The sequence below is a fragment of the Ruegeria sp. AK11 genome (genome assembly GCF_056541095.1).
The window spans coordinates 102,022-120,670 of record NZ_JBQFXU010000004.1; the positions used below are offsets into that span (position 1 = coordinate 102,022).

Annotated in this window: 18 protein-coding genes; 17 read left to right on the plus strand and 1 reads right to left on the minus strand. The window is 57.4% G+C overall.

Translation table 11 applies throughout. The features are described from left to right. The first annotated feature begins 32 nt into the window (after positions 1-32). Genes ACR0D9_RS12190 through murJ form a run of 3 tightly spaced genes read left to right on the plus strand, consistent with a single transcriptional unit; the run spans position 33 to position 5,522 of the window. Entirely contained in the window at positions 33-1,205 is a 1,173-nt protein-coding gene (locus ACR0D9_RS12190; protein ID WP_480483206.1) for a penicillin-binding protein activator, read from the plus strand. Beyond that, positions 1,165-3,984, plus strand: coding sequence for a [protein-PII] uridylyltransferase (locus ACR0D9_RS12195; protein ID WP_480475156.1), 2,820 nt, complete (start codon positions 1,165-1,167; stop codon positions 3,982-3,984). Before ACR0D9_RS12190 ends, ACR0D9_RS12195 begins: the two co-directional genes overlap by 41 nt. Further along, positions 3,981-5,522, plus strand: a complete 1,542-nt coding sequence (gene murJ, locus ACR0D9_RS12200) for a murein biosynthesis integral membrane protein MurJ (RefSeq protein ID WP_480538971.1) — start codon at positions 3,981-3,983, stop codon at positions 5,520-5,522. The genes ACR0D9_RS12195 and murJ overlap by 4 nt, the downstream gene beginning before the upstream one ends. Here the strand turns inward: murJ and ACR0D9_RS12205 are convergent, their stop codons facing one another. Then, complete coding sequence (locus ACR0D9_RS12205; RefSeq protein ID WP_480483200.1) at positions 5,523-6,209, minus strand: rhomboid family intramembrane serine protease; 687 nt, start codon at positions 6,207-6,209, stop codon at positions 5,523-5,525. Between the two features lie 86 nt (positions 6,210-6,295). Here ACR0D9_RS12205 and trpS point away from each other — a divergent pair, with 86 nt between their 5' ends. The 14 genes from trpS (at position 6,296) to ACR0D9_RS12275 (ending at position 18,647) form a co-directional block, all read left to right on the plus strand. Beyond that, positions 6,296-7,324: a tryptophan--tRNA ligase gene (trpS, locus tag ACR0D9_RS12210; RefSeq protein WP_480486677.1), complete on the plus strand. Its 1,029-nt coding sequence runs from the start codon at positions 6,296-6,298 to the stop codon at positions 7,322-7,324. A gap of 59 nt (positions 7,325-7,383) precedes the next feature. After that, on the plus strand, positions 7,384-8,247 hold the full coding sequence (locus tag ACR0D9_RS12215; RefSeq protein ID WP_480486675.1) for a branched-chain amino acid aminotransferase: 864 nt from the start codon (positions 7,384-7,386) through the stop codon (positions 8,245-8,247). 77 nt (positions 8,248-8,324) lie between these two features. Next, complete coding sequence (locus ACR0D9_RS12220) at positions 8,325-8,780, plus strand: universal stress protein (RefSeq protein WP_267366250.1); 456 nt, start codon at positions 8,325-8,327, stop codon at positions 8,778-8,780. Between the two features lie 9 nt (positions 8,781-8,789). After that, positions 8,790-9,383, plus strand: coding sequence for a DsbA family protein (locus ACR0D9_RS12225; RefSeq protein ID WP_480538973.1), 594 nt, complete (start codon positions 8,790-8,792; stop codon positions 9,381-9,383). A gap of 69 nt (positions 9,384-9,452) precedes the next feature. Beyond that, positions 9,453-10,016, plus strand: a complete 564-nt coding sequence (locus tag ACR0D9_RS12230) for a NifU family protein (protein WP_267366253.1) — start codon at positions 9,453-9,455, stop codon at positions 10,014-10,016. Beyond that, complete coding sequence (gene tsaB, locus ACR0D9_RS12235) at positions 10,006-10,596, plus strand: tRNA (adenosine(37)-N6)-threonylcarbamoyltransferase complex dimerization subunit type 1 TsaB (RefSeq protein ID WP_480538975.1); 591 nt, start codon at positions 10,006-10,008, stop codon at positions 10,594-10,596. The genes ACR0D9_RS12230 and tsaB overlap by 11 nt, the downstream gene beginning before the upstream one ends. Next, positions 10,593-11,006, plus strand: a complete 414-nt coding sequence (locus ACR0D9_RS12240) for a GNAT family N-acetyltransferase (RefSeq protein WP_480506752.1) — start codon at positions 10,593-10,595, stop codon at positions 11,004-11,006. The genes tsaB and ACR0D9_RS12240 overlap by 4 nt, the downstream gene beginning before the upstream one ends. Positions 11,007-11,163: 157 nt before the next feature. Beyond that, on the plus strand, positions 11,164-12,162 hold the full coding sequence (locus ACR0D9_RS12245; RefSeq protein WP_480483186.1) for a BMP family lipoprotein: 999 nt from the start codon (positions 11,164-11,166) through the stop codon (positions 12,160-12,162). A 95-nt stretch (positions 12,163-12,257) separates the two neighbouring features. Next, the gene (locus ACR0D9_RS12250; protein ID WP_480475136.1) at positions 12,258-13,787 is read left to right on the plus strand and encodes an ABC transporter ATP-binding protein; all 1,530 of its coding nucleotides are present in this window, start codon (positions 12,258-12,260) and stop codon (positions 13,785-13,787) included. Between the two features lies 1 nt (position 13,788). Next, positions 13,789-14,883: an ABC transporter permease gene (locus ACR0D9_RS12255; protein ID WP_480475134.1), complete on the plus strand. Its 1,095-nt coding sequence runs from the start codon at positions 13,789-13,791 to the stop codon at positions 14,881-14,883. Next, positions 14,883-15,851, plus strand: a complete 969-nt coding sequence (locus ACR0D9_RS12260) for an ABC transporter permease (protein WP_480475132.1) — start codon at positions 14,883-14,885, stop codon at positions 15,849-15,851. Before ACR0D9_RS12255 ends, ACR0D9_RS12260 begins: the two co-directional genes overlap by 1 nt. Positions 15,852-15,941: 90 nt before the next feature. Continuing rightward, the gene (locus tag ACR0D9_RS12265; RefSeq protein WP_480483182.1) at positions 15,942-16,865 is read left to right on the plus strand and encodes a sulfite exporter TauE/SafE family protein; all 924 of its coding nucleotides are present in this window, start codon (positions 15,942-15,944) and stop codon (positions 16,863-16,865) included. Positions 16,866-16,956: 91 nt separating this feature from the next. After that, positions 16,957-17,877 carry a sulfite exporter TauE/SafE family protein gene (locus ACR0D9_RS12270; RefSeq protein ID WP_480475128.1) on the plus strand — a complete coding sequence of 307 codons (921 nt, stop codon included), beginning with the start codon at positions 16,957-16,959 and terminating at the stop codon, positions 17,875-17,877. A 2-nt stretch (positions 17,878-17,879) separates the two neighbouring features. Continuing rightward, positions 17,880-18,647 carry a TIGR02186 family protein gene (locus ACR0D9_RS12275; protein ID WP_480483180.1) on the plus strand — a complete coding sequence of 256 codons (768 nt, stop codon included), beginning with the start codon at positions 17,880-17,882 and terminating at the stop codon, positions 18,645-18,647. Positions 18,648-18,649: the final 2 nt, after the last annotated feature.

Consider the following 18,649-nt stretch of genomic DNA (forward strand, 5'->3'; position numbering starts at 1 on the left):
CGCAGCCGCCGGATCAGGGAGTTTTCATTTAGATGTTTACCGTTTGCAAGCCCGTAAGCAAGCTGGCGAAAGTCGCCGCTGCCCTGACGACCGCAGCGTTTCTTGCTGCCTGTGAACCAGGTGGTCTTGGCGGAGGTCCCTCGATCAATACCGCAAAGCCGGTTCCTGTCGCCTTGCTGGTTCCCAGAGGATCTGCGCAATCTGGTGATGCAGCGCTGGCGCAAAGCCTTGAGAATGCTGCGCGGCTTGCAATGTCGGATTTGCCAAATGTCCAGATCGACTTACGCGTTTATGACACGGCCGGAAACCCGAACACGGCGACAGCCGTTGCACAACAGGCTGTTGCGGACGGGGCAAAAATCATCATTGGTCCAGTATATGCCCAAGCAGCGAATGCTGCGGGATTGGCGGTGCTGAGCAAGAACGTCAACGTTCTTTCGTTTTCAAACAACGCCAGCATTGCAGGCGGCAACGTCTTTGTATTGGGCCCGACCTTTGACAACACGGCCAACCGGCTGGTGAATTATGCGGGCAGTCAGGGCAAGGTCAACACCGTGGTCGTGCACAGCAACGACGCCGCAGGACAGTTGGGCCGGTCCGCAATCGCCAATGCCATAGCGAACAGTCGGGTCAACAATGCAGGGACCGTCGCATACGACCGGTCGCAACAGGGTGTCATTAATGCGGTTCCCACGATCAAGGCCACTGTCGATTCGACGGGCGCGGATTCGATCTTTCTGACGGCGACCACGGCGGGGGCATTGCCGCTGTTCTCGCAATTGCTGCCAGAGGCCGGTGTTTCTCCGGCAACCACGCAATTCATTGGCCTGACACGTTGGGATATCCCTCCGCAAACTCTGGAGCTTCCGGGGGTTCAGGGGGGGTGGTTTGCGTTGCCTGACCCGTCCAAGGCACAAGCCTACCGTCAGCGTTACAACGCAACCTACGGCGAAGCACCGCACCCGATCAGCGGTTTAGCCTATGACGGTATCGCCGCAATTGGGGCCTTGGTCAGCCAGGGCAAATCAGATGCCCTGACCGCTTCGGCCCTGACACAGAACGCCGGTTTCCAGGGCGTTGGCGGCATCTTCCGCCTGCGCCCGGACGGCACCAACGAACGCGGTCTGGCGGTTGCCACGATCCAGAACAAACAGGTGGTTGTGATTGACCCTGCCCCACAAAGCTTCTCTGGCGCCGGTTTCTGATCTGACTGGCGCGATCAACGTGCCCGAAAGCGCGTTGATCTGCCCCGCCGGGGACATCTTCGACAGCACTGCCGTCAATGATGCACTGGCTCAGGCCTTTGAGGCCTGCCCGGACAACACCAAAATGCGGTCCGAGACGGTGCGCATTCTGCGCGAGGCTCAAAAGTCTGGCCGCGCGGTCATTGCAGAGGCATTTGGCGAACGTCCTTTCGACGCGCGGGCACTCACGCGCTCATACACTTACCTGACGGATCAACTGGTTGGGACGGCGATGCTGGTCTCAAGCACACGCCTGCATCCGCTTGCAACGCCCACCCAAGGTGAAAAGATCGCCGTTCTGGCTGTTGGCGGTTATGGGCGCGGGGAAATGGCACCGTTTTCCGACGTCGATCTGCTGTTTCTCACCCCCTACAAGATCACCGCGTGGGCCGAGAGCGTTATCGAGTCGATGCTTTATATCCTGTGGGATTTGCGGCTGAAGGTCGGGCATTCCTCACGCACGATCAAGGATTGTCTGCGGCTGGGCGCCGAGGATTTCACGATCCGCACAGCGATGTTGGAGCAACGCTATCTGGCCGGTGACAAGGCGCTGGCGGACGGGTTGGACCGAAGGCTGAAAGACGAACTGTTCAAGGGAACCGAACGCGAATTCATCGAAGCAAAGTTGCACGAACGTGATGAACGCCACCACAAACAAGGCGAGCGTTACATGGTCGAACCCAACGTGAAGGAAGGCAAAGGCGGCCTGCGCGATTTGCAATCCCTCTACTGGATCGCGAAATATGTCTATGGCGTTCAGGACGTGGCCGAACTGGTGCCTTTGGGCTTGTTCACCCCCGAAGAGTTCAAGACCTTTGTTCAGGCCGAAGAATTCCTTTGGGCTGTGCGTTCGCACCTGCATCTTGTCACCGGTCGTGCGACCGAGCAGCTTACCTTTGACATGCAGGTCGAGGTTGCCGCGCGCATGGGGTACGAGGACCGCGCCGGGCGTCGCGCAGTCGAAGTGTTTATGCAGCGGTATTTCCGCGAAGCCACCCGCGTGGGTGAGTTGACGCGCATCTTCCTGACCAAACTCGAATCGTTGCACATGAAAGGTGCGCCGTTGCTGGAACGCATTTTCCGCAGGCGTCGACGGGTCAAGGCGGGATACAAGGTGGTTCACGGCCGTCTGGATCTGGTGGAACCTGAAAAATTTCTATCCGACAAAGTGAACCTGCTGCGCCTGTTCGAAGAAGGTTTGCGGACAGGTATGCTGATCCATCCCGATGCCATGCGGCTGGTGAGCGCGAACCTGCATCTGATCGATGACGAGATGCGCGGCGACAAGGAAGCCCAGCGCATTTTCCTGGATCTGATGTTGAAACACGGCAACCCGGAACGTGCATTGCGACGTATGAACGAACTGGGCGTGCTGTCCGCTTTCCTACCCGAGTTCGAGCACATCGTGGCGATGATGCAGTTCAATATGTATCACAGCTATACGGTGGACGAGCATACGATCCAATGCATCGTCAATCTTGCCCAGATCGAACGCGGAGAACTGGTCGAATCCCTGCCTCTGGCGTCATCGATTCTGAAAGGCGGGGTGAACCGAAAGGTGCTGTACGTCGCGCTTCTTCTGCATGACATTGCGAAAGGTCGCCCCGAAGATCACTCGATCCTTGGGGCACAGATCGCGCGCAAGGTGGCGCCTCGGCTCGGCCTGAACAAATCGGATTCCGAAACCGTTGAATGGCTGGTGCGTTATCACTTGCTGATGTCCGACATGGCGCAAAAACGCGATATCTCCGACCCTCGGACGGTGCGCGATTTTGCCAAGGCCGTTCAGACAACCAAACGGCTGGATTTGCTGACGGTTCTGACGGTTTGTGACATTCGCGGTGTTGGCCCGACCACCTGGAACAACTGGAAGGCCACCTTGCTGCGCGCCCTGCATGCTGAAACAAAGCGTGCACTGGAAACCGGTATGGAAGATCTGAACCGGGCGAACCGGGGGGCCGAGGCCAAAACAGCGCTACGCCGCGCCTTGGACAACTGGTCCAAGGCTGACCTCAAGGTCGAGACCGGGCGCCACTACGCCCCGTATTGGCAGGGCCTGAACCTTGCGACGCATATCGAGTTTGCCGAGATGCTGTACGCGCTGGAACAAAGCGGCGACCCCGGCGCGATGGAAATTCGCCTGCAACCTGATGAAGACCGTGATGCGACGCGGGCCTGTTTCGCCATGGGAGATCACCCCGGTATTTTTGCCCGCATCGCCGGGGCACTGGCTCTGGTCGGCGCGAATGTCGTGGATGCACGCAGCTATACCACCAAAGACGGCTACGTGACGGACGCGTTCTGGATTCAGGACGCCGAAGGGCACCCGTTCGAGGCATCGCGCCTTCCACGCCTGACGCAGATGATTCACAAGACCCTGCGCGGCGAAGTCGTCGCCAAGGAAGCACTGAAGTCGCGTGACAAGATCAAGAAACGCGAACGCGCTTTCAACGTGCCAACTCATATCACGTTCGACAATGAGGGCTCTGAAATCTACACAATCATCGAGGTGGACACACGCGACCGCCCAGGCCTGCTGTTTGATCTGACCCGGACCCTGGCCGCGGCGAACGTGTATATCGCCAATGCCGTGATCGCGACCTATGGCGAACAGGTGGTCGATACGTTCTACGTCAAGGATATGTTTGGCTTGAAGTATTACTCGGAAAGCAAGCAGCGCGGGCTTGAGGCCAAGCTGCGCACGGCAATCACCGAAGGCGCCGAGCGTGCGGCCTCATGAAGCAAATACGGTTGTTCTCTGGCCTGTTCACGGTCGGCTTCTGGACGCTCGCCAGCCGAATTCTGGGGTTTCTACGGGAAATACTGCTGACGGCCTATATCGGACCGGGCCCAGTGATGGATGCCTTTGTTGCTGCCTTTCGCCTGCCCAACATGTTCCGCCGCTTTTTCGCCGAGGGGGCATTTAACGCGGCCTTTGTGCCGATGTTCTCCAAACGACTGGAAGCCGACGAAGACCCTCAGGGTTTTGCGCAGGACGCATTCAATCTTCTGGCCGTGGCTGTTCTTGCGCTGGTCGGGCTGGCCATGGTTTTCATGCCCGGTCTGGTGTGGCTGACCGCCGAAGGGTTTTACGGCGATGAACGGTTCGATCTGGCGGTGGACTATGGATATGTTGTGTTTCCATACATCCTGTTCATGTCTCTGGCTGCCTTGTTTTCAGGCGTTCTGAATGCAACCGGGCGGTTCGCGGCGGCGGCAGCCGCACCTGTTCTGCTGAACATCTTCGCTTGCACCGCCCTGATTGCCGGTGCCATGTCCGGCGGCGAGGTGATCCGGTGGTTGATCCCTGTCATTCCAGTGGCCGGTGTCGCGCAGCTGGCGCTGGTCTGGATCGCAACCGAACGCGCCGACATCCGCATCCGCCCCAGCATGCCGCGCCTGACGCCTGAAATGCGACGGATGGTACGTATCGCGGTCCCGGCCGCGCTGGCGATGGGGGTCACACAGGTTAATCTCGTTGTCGGGCAATTGGTTGCATCGAAAACCGAAAATGCCGTCAGCTGGCTTTTTGCCGCAGACAGGCTCTACCAGTTGCCTTTGGGTGTTGTAGGCATTGCTGTCGGCATAGTCTTGTTGCCGGACCTGTCCCGCCGTTTGCGTGCGGAGGACAAAGAGGGCGCACGCAATGCCTTTTCCCGGGCCGGTGAGTTCACACTGCTGCTGACGCTGCCTTCGACTGTGGCCTTCGTGGTTATGCCAACCCCCCTCGTATCGGTGCTGTTCGAACGTGGTCAGTTCGGCCCCGAGGATACGGCCGCCACGGCCCTTGCGGTTGCCATCTATGGGGTCGGGCTTCCTGCCTTCATGTTGCAAAAATTGCTGCAACCGCTGTTCTTTGCGCGCGAGGATACGCGTTCCCCGTTTCACTACGCAGTTGTTGCGATGATCGTGAACGCTGCTCTTGCGTTTGGTCTGTTTCCACTGGTGGGCTGGATCGCGCCAGCAATTGCCGCATCGACTGCGGGGTGGGCGATGGTGGTGCTACTGGCTTTCGGCGCACGACGTATGGGTGAAGAGGCGCGCTTTGATGTCCGGTTCAAAAAGCGCGCGGGCCGGATTGTGGCCGCTTCGCTTGGGATGGGCGCGATATTATACGCAGCGCTCTACCTGTTCGGGTGGGCATTGGATGTTCCCGGCTGGCGCTATCTGGCACTGCTGGTCCTGATCATGGTCGCGGCCGTCTCATATTTCCTTCTGGGCCATATCTTCGGCGCTTTCAAACTGTCGGAGTTCAAGCACGCCCTGCGCCGGTCCTGATCAATCCCGGCGAATGCGGCCGACGATCCGGGACCACGCGCCCGGTGCAACAAGAAAAGACATGCCAAAACCGGTGGCAAACCCACCCAGATCAGCAACCCATTCCCAGTTGCCACCAAAGATCAGGCCGAAAAGAAATTGTATGCCCATAAGGACGGCAATCAATTGAAATGCCCGTGCTTGGTTTGCACCTACAAGTGACAGTTTGCGCCACAACAACCACGTAAATGCGCCTATCAGACCGTACACCGGCGGGAACCCTCCGATCAGCGGATAGCGCGGGTCCAGTAACACGGCGTAGGCCAATGCGCCGCCAATGCCCGACACGACAAAAATCAGCAGCATTGGGAAACTGCCGAACACTTCGCCAACCATTTTGCCCATCGCCAGCACGAAAACACAGACGAAAATCGCCTGGGTGAAATTGGCGGATACAAAGGGGTAGGTCACGAAGCGGATGACATGTTCGAATGGCCAGCGCCCGTTCAGAACCATCCAGTCGAAAATATCCGCCGAGAACGCGTAATGCTGTATCGCATCCAGCCGCCAGCCCACCGCTGTTGGCCCTCCGACCAGCCCGCGTGATCCCAGCGTGAAGGCAATTTCTATCCCGATTATGAACAGAACCAACGCCACCACAGCAGGTGGCAGAGGGTTCACAGGCGGTGTGTAATGTCCACTGCTCATTGGGCTGGCCTTTCGCGGCTGTTGACGTCCCTTTGCCTCATGGGTAAGCGACGGGGGCTGATTTTTCCAGACAGGAGTTCCCTTTGATGACTGAGTCCCAATTCACGCCACGCGTGTTTTCCGGCATCCAGCCTTCGGGAAACCTGCACCTTGGGAACTACCTTGGTGCACTCAAGCGTTTTGTCGATATGCAGGGTCCCGAATTCGAAACCGTCTATTGCATGGTCGATTTGCACGCCATCACCGTATGGCAGGACCCAGATCGTCTGCGCGAAAAAACACGCGAGGTTTGCGCGGGCTTTATCGCGGCGGGTCTTGATCCAGAAAAATCAATCCTGTTCAACCAAAGCCAGGTGCCCGAACACACTCAGCTGGCCTGGATTTTCAACTGCGTCGCCCGAATGGGCTGGATGCAACGGATGACGCAGTTCAAGGACAAGGCGGGCAAAAATGCGCAAAATGCCTCGCTTGGCCTGTTTGCGTACCCTGCCCTGATGGCAGCCGATATTCTTGTCTACCACGCGACACATGTTCCTGTGGGTGAAGACCAGAAGCAGCACCTGGAATTGACCCGCGATATCGCGATCAAGTTCAACCACGACTACGGCGTCGACTTCTTTCCCGTGACTGAGCCCGTGATTGGAGGCCCTGCCCCGCGCGTGATGAACCTGCGGGACGGTTCGCGCAAAATGTCGTCCTCCGACCCCTCGGACATGAGCCGGATCAACCTGACCGATGATGCCGATGCGATCGCCAAGAAAATCCGCAAGGCCAAGACCGACCCTAACGCTTTGCCGTCGGATGTCGAAGGTCTGGAGGGCCGCCCCGAAGCGCGCAATCTGGTCAATATCTACGCAGCACTCAGCGAACAGAGCATAGCGCAGGTTCTGGCCGAAGTTGGGGGCAAGCAGTTCGGTGATTTCAAACCGATGTTGGCTGATCTGGCAGTCGCCAAGCTGGCCCCAATCTCGACTGAGATGTCGCGTCTTATGGGAGAACAGGCCGAGATTGACCGGATTCTGGCTCATGGGGCCGAGCGCGCCCGCCAGATCGCCGCTCCGATCCTGCAAAAGACCTATGAAATCGTCGGTATGGTCGGATCGGCATCACGCTGAATGCACTGGACCTTCGCCTGACGCCCTCCTAGGGTCTGCCTGAACCACAGGAGGGCGTCATGGCAACCGGCAAAAACATCCGGACCTATTTCCAAGGCCAATGGCATGACGGGGATACTCCCATCATGCGCGCAGCGGATCACGGGTCGTGGCTAGGGTCTTCGGTCTTTGACGGCGCCCGTTATTTCGACGGGTTGGCCCCTGATCTGCACGCGCATTGCGCCCGGGTGAACCGGTCCGCCGAAGCCCTGATGCTGACACCGACCATGACAACCGAGCAGATGGTCGAATTGGTACATGAAGGGTTGCAAGCCTACAGCCCTGACACGGCTGTCTATATCCGCCCGATGTATTGGGGCATTGACGGCGATAGCACGGCAATCGTTCCGCAGGAAAACAGCACAGGGTTTGCCATCTGTCTGGAAGAAATCCCAATGGCACCAGAAACGGCTTCGGCCACGCTGTCGACCACGCGATTCCGTCGCCCGGTACTGGAATCGGCTGTGGTCAATGCCAAGGCCGGGTGCCTTTACCCCAACAATGCGCGCATGTTGCAAGAGGCACGCTCCAAAGGATTCTCGAACGCTCTGGTCGCTGACGCGATGGGCAATGTGGCCGAAACGGCAACGGCCAACATCTTCATGGTCAAGGATGGCGAGGTCTTTACCCCGATCCCCAACGGCACATTTTTGGCAGGGATCACGCGGGCGCGACATATCAAGAATCTGCGCGAGGATGGTGTTACAGTTCATGAAACGGTCTTGGGTTTCGAGGATTTTCACCAGGCGGATGAGGTTTTCATGTCCGGCAATATGAGCAAGATCACATCGGTAACTGCGCTGGAAGACACACAGTTTCAGGTTGGTCCCATTGCCCGCCGTGCCCGCACACTTTACTGGGACTGGGCTGCAAGCGAACGCTAGTACATCGACATGAACGTGTCCGAGTTGCCAGCACGCAAACGCTCGGGCATGATCCCTTAAAATTGAAGAGGACACCCATGCGTAAGTTCTTAGTTGTTCTGGATGACAGCCGTGAATGCCTGAACGCAATGCGGTTCGCCGCGATGCGTGCCGCGCATACAGGTGGCGGAGTGACGATCTTGTCGGTTATTCCGCCGGACGAGTTCAATCACTGGATCGGTGTTGCCGAAACCATGCGCGAAGAAGCCCGGGAACGTATCCATGCCCATTTCGAAGTCTTCGCCAAATGGATGCGCGACAAACAGAACGTAGAACCTGAACTGGCCATTCGCGAAGGTGATCCGGTGCCGCAGATCATCGAACACGTTCAGTCTGACCCTGAGATCGGCGTTCTTGTTCTTGGGGCGGGGACTGACAAGAAAGGCCCCGGTCCGCTGGTAACCCAGCTCACAAAAAACTCTGGCAGCCTACCGATCCCGATCACGATTGTTCCAGGTGACCTGAGCAAGGAAAAGTTGGAAGAAATCACCTGAGGATCGAACATGGCGAAGACGTTGCAGTTCTGGTTCGACTTCGCCTCGACCTATTCCTATCTCAGCGCGATGCGGATCGAACAGGCTGCGCAGGACAAAGGCGTCCCGGTCGACTGGCAGCCTTTTCTGTTGGGTCCGATTTTCGCGGATCAGGGATGGCGCACGTCACCGTTCAACCTGTATCCGGCCAAAGGGCGCTATATGTGGCGCGACATGGAACGTCTTTGCGGCGCACGAGGGCTGCCGTTGGTTCGGCCTGACCCGTTCCCGCAAAACTCCCTCACCGCAGCGCGCCTGGCTCTGGCCCTTGCGCATCGCGAAGAACGGGCTTCCTTCGCAAAGGCTGTCTTCAGCGCTGAATTCGGGGGCGGGAGGGACATCTCTGACGAAGGCGTGCTTGAGGATTGCCTGAAGATGGCAGGTCTGCCTGCGGCAGTGATGAATCGTGCAAAAGATCCGAGCATCAAGGCTGCGCTGTTCGAGCAATCCGCGCGCGCAAAAGCACTTGGCCTGTTCGGCGCACCCAGTTTTGTTGCAGGGACAGAGTTGTTTTGGGGAGATGACCGGCTGGATGACGCGATTCGTTACGCGGTCACGATTTAGAATCGTTCCAAATATTGACTTCTCCGACCCCTGAGCGCATATCAGAAACACCTCAGACGGAGCTGCCTCATGTTCATCCAGACCGAATCCACCCCAAACCCGGCCACGTTGAAATTTCTGCCCGGCCAAACGGTGCTTGAGGCTGGAACCGCGGATTTCCCGACAGCCGAGGCTGGTGATAAGTCCCCACTGGCCAAACGAATCTTTGCCGTAAACGGCGTGACCGGTGTGTTCTTTGGAAACGACTTTGTCACGGTGACCAAATCCGACGATGTTCAGTGGGATCACATCAAACCTGCAATTCTTGGCGCAGTGATGGAGCATTATCAATCCGGTCAACCCGTCATGGGTGCCGACGCGGCAGCGGCCTCGGGTCATGCCGAACATACCGGAGAAGATGCAGAAATCGTCAACCAGATCAAAGACCTGCTGGACAGCCGCGTGCGCCCGGCCGTAGCACAGGATGGTGGCGACATCACCTTTCATGGTTTTGATCGCGGCATCGTCTACCTGCACATGCAAGGTGCCTGCGCGGGGTGCCCGTCATCAACCCTGACACTGAAGATGGGTATCGAAAACCTGCTGCGCCATTACATCCCCGAAGTGACTGAGGTTCGCCCAGTTGCCGTCTGACCCGACGATCCTGGCATTTGATACATCGGCCGCGCATTGCGCGGCCGCTTTGTTGCGTGGCAGTGTGATCGCAGTATCCCGTGTCGAAGGCATGTCGCGGGGTCAAGCCGAACGATTGATGCCCTTGCTGCAAGAAGTGCTGACCGAGGCCGGTTGCGTATGGGCCGATCTGGACGCTATCGGTGTTGGGATTGGGCCCGGTAATTTCACGGGTATTCGCATCTCGGTCTCTGCCGCCCGGGGCCTTGCCTTGGGCCTTGGCGTCCCGGCGGTGGGCGTTTCTGGGTTCGATGCTCTGATTGAACTGGCAGAAGCGGGGCAACTTCCAGCCATCCCTGCGCCGCGCGAACAGGTATATGTACAACTTCCCGGAACCGGCCCATGCCTTTTGCCTTTGGACGAGGCCGAAAAGCATGGGCCATTGTATGTCTGCCCCGACCCCGCATTGCAGATACAAGCCGTTGCCAGACTTGCCGCAAAACGATGGCACAGCGTCAGTGCGCCTCCGGCCCCGCTATATGTCAGACCTGCGGACGCGGCCCCATCCCGAGATGTGCCGCCTGTGTTACTGGACCAATGACGCCTTACGAGATGGCAGCGACACATGCAGCGGCATTCACCCAGTCACGCCCATGGACTGCCGATGAATTCGCCGGCCTTATGGAAAACCGGTTCACTGATTACGTTGGAAATGCCCGCTGCTTTGCCCTTTTTCAGGTGATCGCGGGTGAGGCAGAGTTACTGACGATTGCGACTCACCCCACGTTTCAAAGACAAGGTCTCGGGTTTCAGACCATGCGCATCTGGCACGACCGGGCAGTCACTTTGCAGGCAAACCGCGCATTTCTGGACGTGGCTGCCGACAATGTTGCAGCAATCGCGCTGTACGGGCGATGCGGGTATCGCCAGTGCGGTCGGCGCAAAGGTTATTATTCTAGAAAAACAGGCCCAAATATCGATGCTCTTGTGATGGAACGCGCACTGCCCTAACGGCAACCAAAGATTTTTTAGACCATTTGGTCAGAAATCAATTGACCATGACGGTTGCAAACGTCCTTAATTCCCGCCATCACAACACTTATGCTCGCTAAAAGTGGGTAAACGGGGCTAATCTGACCTCGTGCCAACAAAAAAATGGGAGACTTAAATGACCCTGATGAAATCCTTGATGGGTGCTGCCGCTGCTGTCGCTCTGACCGCAGGTGCAGCTTTCGCTGAACCGGCGCTGATCTTTGACCTGGGCGGCAAGTTCGACAAATCTTTCAACGAAGCCGCATATAATGGCGCGCAGCGTTGGGCCGATGAGACCGGCGGCGAATACCGCGAGATCGAGATCCAGTCGGAAGCACAGCGCGAACAGGCTCTGCGCCGTTTCGCAGAATCAGGTGCAAACCCGATCATCACCATGGGCTTTGGTATGGCTGATCCATTGTCGGCCGTTGCAGGTGACTATCCTGAAACCAAATTCGTGGCTGTCGACGTGAACTGGTTGGACATCCCCAACATCCGCCAGATCGGCTTTGCCGAGCATGAAGGATCGTACCTGGTTGGCATGATGGCAGCGATGGCATCGAAATCGGGCACCGTTGGCTTTATCGGCGGTATGGACATTCCGCTGATCCGCCACTTTGGCTGCGGATACGCACAAGGCGCCAAAGCCGTGAACCCGGACATCAATGTTGTCGCCAACATGACCGGCACCACCCCTGCGGCGTGGAACGATCCTGTAAAAGGTTCGGAACTTACAAAAGCACAGATCAGCCAGGGTGCTGACGTGATCTATGCCGCAGCTGGTGGTACAGGTGTAGGCGTTCTGCAAACGGCAGCTGACGAAGGCATCCTGTCGATCGGCGTGGACAGCAACCAGAACCACCTGCATCCGGGCAAGGTCCTGACGTCGATGCTGAAGCGTGTGGACGTCGCGGTGTATGACGCGATGAAAGCAGGTGACGCCGTAGAAACCGGCGTGTTCACAATGGGTCTGGCCGAGGAAGGTGTTGGCGTCGCCATGGACGATAACAACAAAGAACTTGTTTCGGCCCAAATGAACGATGCGGTGGAAGAAGCCCGCAAAGCCATCATCAACGGCGATATCACCGTTGTCAGCTATTACGAGAACGACAGCTGCCCCGCACTGCAGTTCTGATACCGCGCGGGGCGGAAGGAACCCTCCCGCCCTGCCATCCACTCTGCCATCCGTGCCACCTGCCGGATGGGCTTTTCGGCAGTTGAGGGTAAGACATGACCGTCCCCGCCATTGAGCTCAAAGGGATTTCCAAATCCTTTGGGCCGGTTCAGGCCAACAAAGACATCTCAATCAGCGTCGCCCCCGGTACGATCCATGGGATTATCGGTGAAAACGGTGCGGGCAAATCCACGCTGATGAGCATCCTCTACGGCTTTTACAAAGCCGACAAAGGTGAAATTTGGATCAACGGGACAAAGACCGAAATCCCTGACAGCCAGGCGGCTATCGCCTCGGGCATCGGGATGGTGTTTCAGCATTTCAAGCTGGTGGAGAATTTCACGGTTCTGGAAAACATCGTTCTGGGTGCTGAAGATGGCGGCCTTCTGGCTCCGTCTCTGGCCAAGGCGCGTAAAGAACTGAAAGAATTGGAAGAAGAATACGAACTGTTCGTTGACCCCGACAAACGCATTGATGAGATCGGTGTGGGGATGCAGCAGCGCGTCGAGATTTTGAAGGCTTTGTATCGCAAGGCCGAGATTCTGATTCTGGATGAACCGACTGGTGTTCTGACCCCGGCTGAAGCTGACCAGCTGTTCCGTATCCTGGATCGTCTGCGGGCCGAAGGGAAAACGATCATTGTGATCACCCACAAGCTGCGCGAAATCATGGAAAACACCGATACCGTTTCGGTCATGCGCCGTGGGCAGATGACAGCTACGGTGAAAACTTCGGACACCAGCCCGGAAGAACTGGCCGAGCTGATGGTAGGCCGCAAGGTTTTGCTGCAAGTCGACAAGGTGCCTGCGACGCCGGGCAAACCCATCCTTGAGATCGAAAAGCTGAGCGTTTTTGATTCCGCTGGTGTTGAACGGGTTAAAGGTATCGACCTGACCGTTCGTGCCGGTGAGATCGTTGGCATTGCCGGTGTGGCGGGCAATGGACAGTCGGAGTTGCTAGAGGTTCTGGGCGGGATGCGTCCGGGACAAGGCTCGATCAAGCTGAATGGCGAACCGCTGGCACTAAGCGGTGCCGGATCAGACGGTCAGGCGCGTCGTGCACAGCGCATCGCGCATGTGCCCGAAGACCGTCAGCGCGAAGGCCTGATTATGGATTTCCACGCGTGGGAGAACGTGGCCTTTGGCTATCACCGGGACCCCGCTTATCAGCGTGGCCTGTTCATGGACAATTCCGCGCTGCGCGCTGATACCGAAGCCAAGATCGAGAAATTCGATGTTCGGCCACCGGATCCTTGGCTTGCCGCCAAGAGCTTTTCGGGCGGGAACCAGCAGAAAATCGTCGTTGCCCGCGAAATCGAGCGAAACCCTGACCTGCTGCTGGTCGGCCAGCCGACACGTGGCGTTGATATTGGTGCGATCGAGTTCATTCACAAGCAGATCGTTGCCCTGCGCGACCAAGGCAAGGCGATCCTGCTGGTTTCGGTTGAGTTGGAAGAGATCTTCTCGCTGTCCGACCGGATCGCAGTGATGTTCGACGGGCATATCATGGGCGAACGCCTGCCCAGCGAAACAGATGAAAAAGAACTTGGCCTGCTGATGGCCGGTGTTGCAGGAGAGGCCGCGTAGGATGGAAAAAATGCCTAAATGGGCCGATGTCGTTCTGATCCCGCTGATCAGTCTGTTGCTGGCCGCTTTCCTGTCTGCGCTAGTCATCCTCGCCATCGGAGAAAACCCCGTCGAAGCTGTTAAGCTGATGGTTACAGGCGCGTTGGGGTCAACCTATGGCTGGGGCTATACGCTCTATTACGCGACAAACTTCATGTTTACCGGCCTTGCGGTCGCCGTCGCATTCCACGCCCGCTTGTTCAACATTGGTGGCGAAGGTCAGGCGATGTTGGGCGGTCTTGGGGTGGCCATGGTTTGCCTGTACGTCGACTGGCCGCATTGGAGCATTGCATTGCTTGCGGCCTGCGCGGCATCAATGCTGTTCGGTGCGTTTTGGGCCGCTATCCCAGCCTACCTTCAGGCCAAGCGCGGCAGCCATATCGTGATTACCACGATCATGTTCAATTTCATTGCCGCTGCCTTTCTGAACTACATGTTGGTCAACATCATGCGCCCGCAAGGGTCGCAGGACCCGGCAACCGCGCGATTCCCCGAAACCGTCCATCTGCCAACTTTCCAGTCAATGTTCTCGACCGCAGAAAACGTGGTGTTCCGGGGGGCTCCGGTAAACATTACATTCTTCATTGCGTTGCTGGCCTGTGTCGTCGTCTGGGCGCTGATCTGGCGGACCCGGCTGGGCTATGAAATCCGAGCTTATGGCCACTCTGAAACCGGCGCGGTCTATGCCGGTATCTCACCGGTTCGCATTACTATTGTTGCGATGCTGATCTCGGGTGCGCTGGCAGGTTTGATGGCCATCAATAACGTCATGGGCGAGGCGGAGCGCCTTGTCCTGAACTCGACCGAAGGCGCTGGGTTCATCGGGATTGCCGTGGCCCTTATGGGGCGCTCACATCCTTTCGGCGTATTGCTGGCCGCGCTTTTGTTCGGGTTCCTGTATCAGGGCGGGGCCGAGCTGGCACTGTGGGCATCGATCCCGCGCGAGCTGATCGTGGTCATTCAGGCGCTGGTGATCCTGTTCACCGGTGCGCTGGACAACATGGTACGGATGCCGCTTGAGAAACTGTTCCTTGGTATGCGGAAGAGGGCAGAGTAATGGACTTCTTTGTAACCCTCATCCAGGTTCTGGATTCGACCATCCGCCTATCTACGCCTCTTTTGCTGGCCTGTTTGGCCGGTCTGTATTCGGAACGGGCTGGCATTTTCGACATCGGGCTGGAAGGCAAAATGCTGGTGGCCGCGTTCTTTTCTGCGGCTGTCGCGGCGGTTACGGGTTCAGTCTGGCTGGGCTTGCTGGCAGGCATCGGATCCTCATTGGCGCTGTCAGGGCTGCACGGGTTGGCATCGATAACCTTCCGGGGCAACCAGCTGATTTCGGGTGTCGCAATAAACTTTCTCGCCTCGGGCCTGACAGTGCTTGTCGCCCAAAGCTGGTTCCAACAGGGCGGTCGAACGCCCTCGCTCTTTGGTGGCGGCCGGTTCGAGCCTATCAACTTTCCATTTGCCGATGCGCTTGGAGGGGTTCCGATTGTCGGCCCGATCTATTCCGAACTGCTCTCGGGCCATTCGATCCTTGTTTATGTGGCATTCCTGATGGTTCCAGCAACGTGGTGGGTGCTTTTCCGCACACGGTTCGGCCTGCGCCTGCGGGCTGTGGGTGAAAACCCGGCAGCCGTCGACACGGCAGGTGTATCCGTGGTTGGCCTGCGCTTCGCAGCCGTCGCGATCTGTGGCGTACTTTGTGGTATCGCGGGCGCTTATCTGGCGACGGCTTTGCAGGCGGGGTTCGTCAAGGAAATGACCGCTGGTCGTGGCTTTATTGCGCTGGCCGCCTTGATCTTTGCCAAATGGCGCCCGTGGCACGCCATGTGGGCCTGTTTGCTGTTTGGCCTGCTTCAGGCGGTAGCACTTCGGTTCCAAAACATCGATCTTGGTGGCGTAGTGATTCCGGTCCAGGTGATGGACGCCCTGCCCTATATCCTGACAGTTGTTATTCTGGCCGGTTTTGTCGGCAAGGCCGTGCCACCACGGGCAGGCGGAGAGCCCTACATCAAAGAGCGCTGATAAGGCCAGTTCCGAATGGAGTTTCAGTCCTGTTCGCTGCAAGGCGGCATGCAGAGTTGATTTTGCATGCCGCAACCGTTCTAAGAGGGTATGCACGTATACCTTCCCATAGCCGAAGTTTCTGTCAGCCCATTCCTGCTGTTGGGGATCGGTGGGGTCGTCGGTGTTTTATCTGGCATGTTCGGTGTCGGCGGAGGATTTTTGATCACTCCGCTGCTGTTTTTTATCGGCATTCCCCCGGCGGTTGCCGTTGCGACATCAGCCAATCAGGTTGTCGCTTCCTCCATTTCGGGATTGTTGGCCCATCTCAGGCGCAAGACCGTGGACCTGAAAATGGGAAGCGTTCTGCTGACCGGAGGGTTGTTTGGCGCGGCCCTGGGTATGGTGGTTTTCAATTTTCTCAAGCATCTCGGACAGGTCGATCTGGCTGTACAGATTTGTTATGTCGTGTTTCTGGGGGCCATCGGAACCCTGATGTTCATTGAAAGCCTTGCCGCCATCCGAAAAGCCAGAAAGTCCGGGTATCAACCTGCCCCCAAGCGACGCCAGCGTACATGGGTTCACGCACTGCCCTTCAAGATGCGGTTTCGGGCATCAAGCCTGTACATCTCGGTCATACCACCTGCACTGGTCGGGTTTGGTGTTGGCATCCTGTCGGCGATCATGGGTGTCGGCGGCGGGTTCATCATGGTACCCGCGATGATCTATGTTCTTGGCATTCCGACCAAAGTGGTTATCGGGACATCCCTGTTCCAGATCATTTTCGTCGCCGGTTTCACAACCATGATACATGCGTCGACAAATTTCAGCGTCGACATAGTGCTTGCCCTGTTCTTGTTGCTTGGCGGCGTTCTGGGCGCGCAATTGGGGACGCAGATCGGTGCACGTCTGAAAGCCGAACAGCTGCGCATTTTGTTGGCGTTGCTGGTCATGGGCGTTGCCGGAAAGATCGGATTTGACCTTCTATTGCCGCCGTTGGAGATCTTTTCTCTGGCAGAGCCTGGAGGGGTATGATGTTGTTTTCCCCGTACCACGCGACAATAACCGCTCTTGAATTCGAGTTTGATAGAAGGCAAGCCAAGACCCAGAGCAAAGTGACGGTATCATGCATATTTACCTGCCCATAGCCGAAGTCTCGGTAAATGCATTTCTACTCCTTGGTCTGGGTGGAATGGTTGGAATTCTGTCGGGGATGTTCGGGGTCGGCGGCGGGTTTCTCATGACGCCGCTGCTGTTTTTCATTGGCATACCACCGGCTGTTGCGGTTGCGACAGAGGCCAATCAGATTGTTGCATCGTCCTTTTCCGGGGTGCTGGCCCATTTTCGACGAAAGACCGTTGACCTCAAGATGGGTACGGTTTTGTTGACAGGCGGTCTAGTCGGGGCTGCATTGGGCGTTGTTGTCTTTAACTATCTAAAAAGCCTGGGCCAGGTCGACCTTCTGGTAACCCTTTGTTACGTGGTCTTCCTTGGTATCATTGGCAGCCTGATGTTCATCGAAAGCCTGAGGGCGCTGCGCAAAGCCAAGAAAGGCGGGGCAGCTCCAGCCAAGCGCCGCCAACGTGGCTGGGTTCATTCGATGCCCTTCAAGATGCGCTTTCGCACATCAGGTCTTTATATCTCGGTCATTCCACCGGTTGTAGTTGGTCTAAGCGTCGGGGTCTTGTCCGCGATTATGGGGGTCGGTGGCGGCTTCATCATGGTCCCGGCGATGATTTACCTGCTGGGAATGCCCACGAAAGTCGTTGTCGGCACATCGTTGTTTCAGATCATCTTCGTAACCGCATTTACCACGATGCTGCACGCGACCACCAACTATACAGTGGACATTGTCCTGGCGGTTTTGCTGCTGGTCGGGGGCGTCATTGGCGCCCAGATCGGAACCGTAATCGGTTCGCGCATGCCGGCAGAACAACTACGCGTTCTGTTGGCGGCGCTGGTTCTGGTCGTCTGCGGCAAGCTGGCCCTTGATTTGCTTCTTGAACCATCCGAGCTTTATTCGCTTGGCAACAGCGGGGGGCATTAAGAATGCTGCGCTATGTCTTTGCCGCTTTGTGCCTGTTCTGCCTGCCCGCCGCAGCCGATGAAGAGCAGGTCGTCCTGGGCCTCAGCCAGGATCGTGTTGCGATCACTGCCGACTTTGACGGGTCTGAGATCCTCATTTTCGGGGCCATCAAACGGGAATCACCCATTCCGCCAGGCCCACCAGTCGCGGTTATTGTAGCGGTTGCAGGCCCGTCCGAGCCCGTAACGGTTCGCCGCAAAGAGCGAAAGCTTGGGATTTGGGTAAACACCGATAGCGTTCTGGTCGACCTGGCACCAAGTTTCTACGCAGTTGCCACCAGCGAACCGTTGGATCAAATTCTGACCGATACCGAAGACCTGCGTCACCGCATTTCGATCGAACGCGCGATCCGGTCGGTCGGAGCGGCGATGCACATCCGTGGTGCTCAGGATTTTGCAGATGCCGTGATCCGTATCCGTGAATCTGAACAGCTGTATTCCATCCGCGAGAACACTGTGGCCGTGGACGAACAAACCTTGTTCCGGACGTCAATTGACATGCCTGCGGACCTGACCGAAGGGGATTACTCAGCTCGGATCTTCCTGACCCGCGGAGGAGAGGTTGTATCGCAATACGAAACCAAAATCGACGTCCGCAAAGTCGGGTTGGAGCGGTTTCTGTACAATATGTCCCGTCAGCAACCCGTTTGGTACGGGCTGATGTCATTGGTTATCGCAATTGCCGCGGGTTGGGGCGCGTCGACAGCGTTCCGACTGTTGCGGGAAAACTGACA

Coding starts and splice junctions, on each gene's coding strand:
- ACR0D9_RS12190 (WP_480483206.1), top strand. CDS start 33: ATGTTTACCGTTTGCAAGCCCGTAAGCAAGCTGGCGAAAGTCGCCGCT.
- murJ (WP_480538971.1), top strand. CDS start 3,981: ATGAAGCAAATACGGTTGTTCTCTGGCCTGTTCACGGTCGGCTTCTGG.
- ACR0D9_RS12205 (WP_480483200.1), bottom strand. CDS start 6,209: ATGAGCAGTGGACATTACACACCGCCTGTGAACCCTCTGCCACCTGCT.
- trpS (WP_480486677.1), top strand. CDS start 6,296: ATGACTGAGTCCCAATTCACGCCACGCGTGTTTTCCGGCATCCAGCCT.
- ACR0D9_RS12215 (WP_480486675.1), top strand. CDS start 7,384: ATGGCAACCGGCAAAAACATCCGGACCTATTTCCAAGGCCAATGGCAT.
- ACR0D9_RS12220 (WP_267366250.1), top strand. CDS start 8,325: ATGCGTAAGTTCTTAGTTGTTCTGGATGACAGCCGTGAATGCCTGAAC.
- ACR0D9_RS12225 (WP_480538973.1), top strand. CDS start 8,790: ATGGCGAAGACGTTGCAGTTCTGGTTCGACTTCGCCTCGACCTATTCC.
- ACR0D9_RS12230 (WP_267366253.1), top strand. CDS start 9,453: ATGTTCATCCAGACCGAATCCACCCCAAACCCGGCCACGTTGAAATTT.
- ACR0D9_RS12240 (WP_480506752.1), top strand. CDS start 10,593: ATGACGCCTTACGAGATGGCAGCGACACATGCAGCGGCATTCACCCAG.
- ACR0D9_RS12245 (WP_480483186.1), top strand. CDS start 11,164: ATGACCCTGATGAAATCCTTGATGGGTGCTGCCGCTGCTGTCGCTCTG.
- ACR0D9_RS12250 (WP_480475136.1), top strand. CDS start 12,258: ATGACCGTCCCCGCCATTGAGCTCAAAGGGATTTCCAAATCCTTTGGG.
- ACR0D9_RS12255 (WP_480475134.1), top strand. CDS start 13,789: ATGGAAAAAATGCCTAAATGGGCCGATGTCGTTCTGATCCCGCTGATC.
- ACR0D9_RS12260 (WP_480475132.1), top strand. CDS start 14,883: ATGGACTTCTTTGTAACCCTCATCCAGGTTCTGGATTCGACCATCCGC.
- ACR0D9_RS12265 (WP_480483182.1), top strand. CDS start 15,942: ATGCACGTATACCTTCCCATAGCCGAAGTTTCTGTCAGCCCATTCCTG.
- ACR0D9_RS12270 (WP_480475128.1), top strand. CDS start 16,957: ATGCATATTTACCTGCCCATAGCCGAAGTCTCGGTAAATGCATTTCTA.
- ACR0D9_RS12275 (WP_480483180.1), top strand. CDS start 17,880: ATGCTGCGCTATGTCTTTGCCGCTTTGTGCCTGTTCTGCCTGCCCGCC.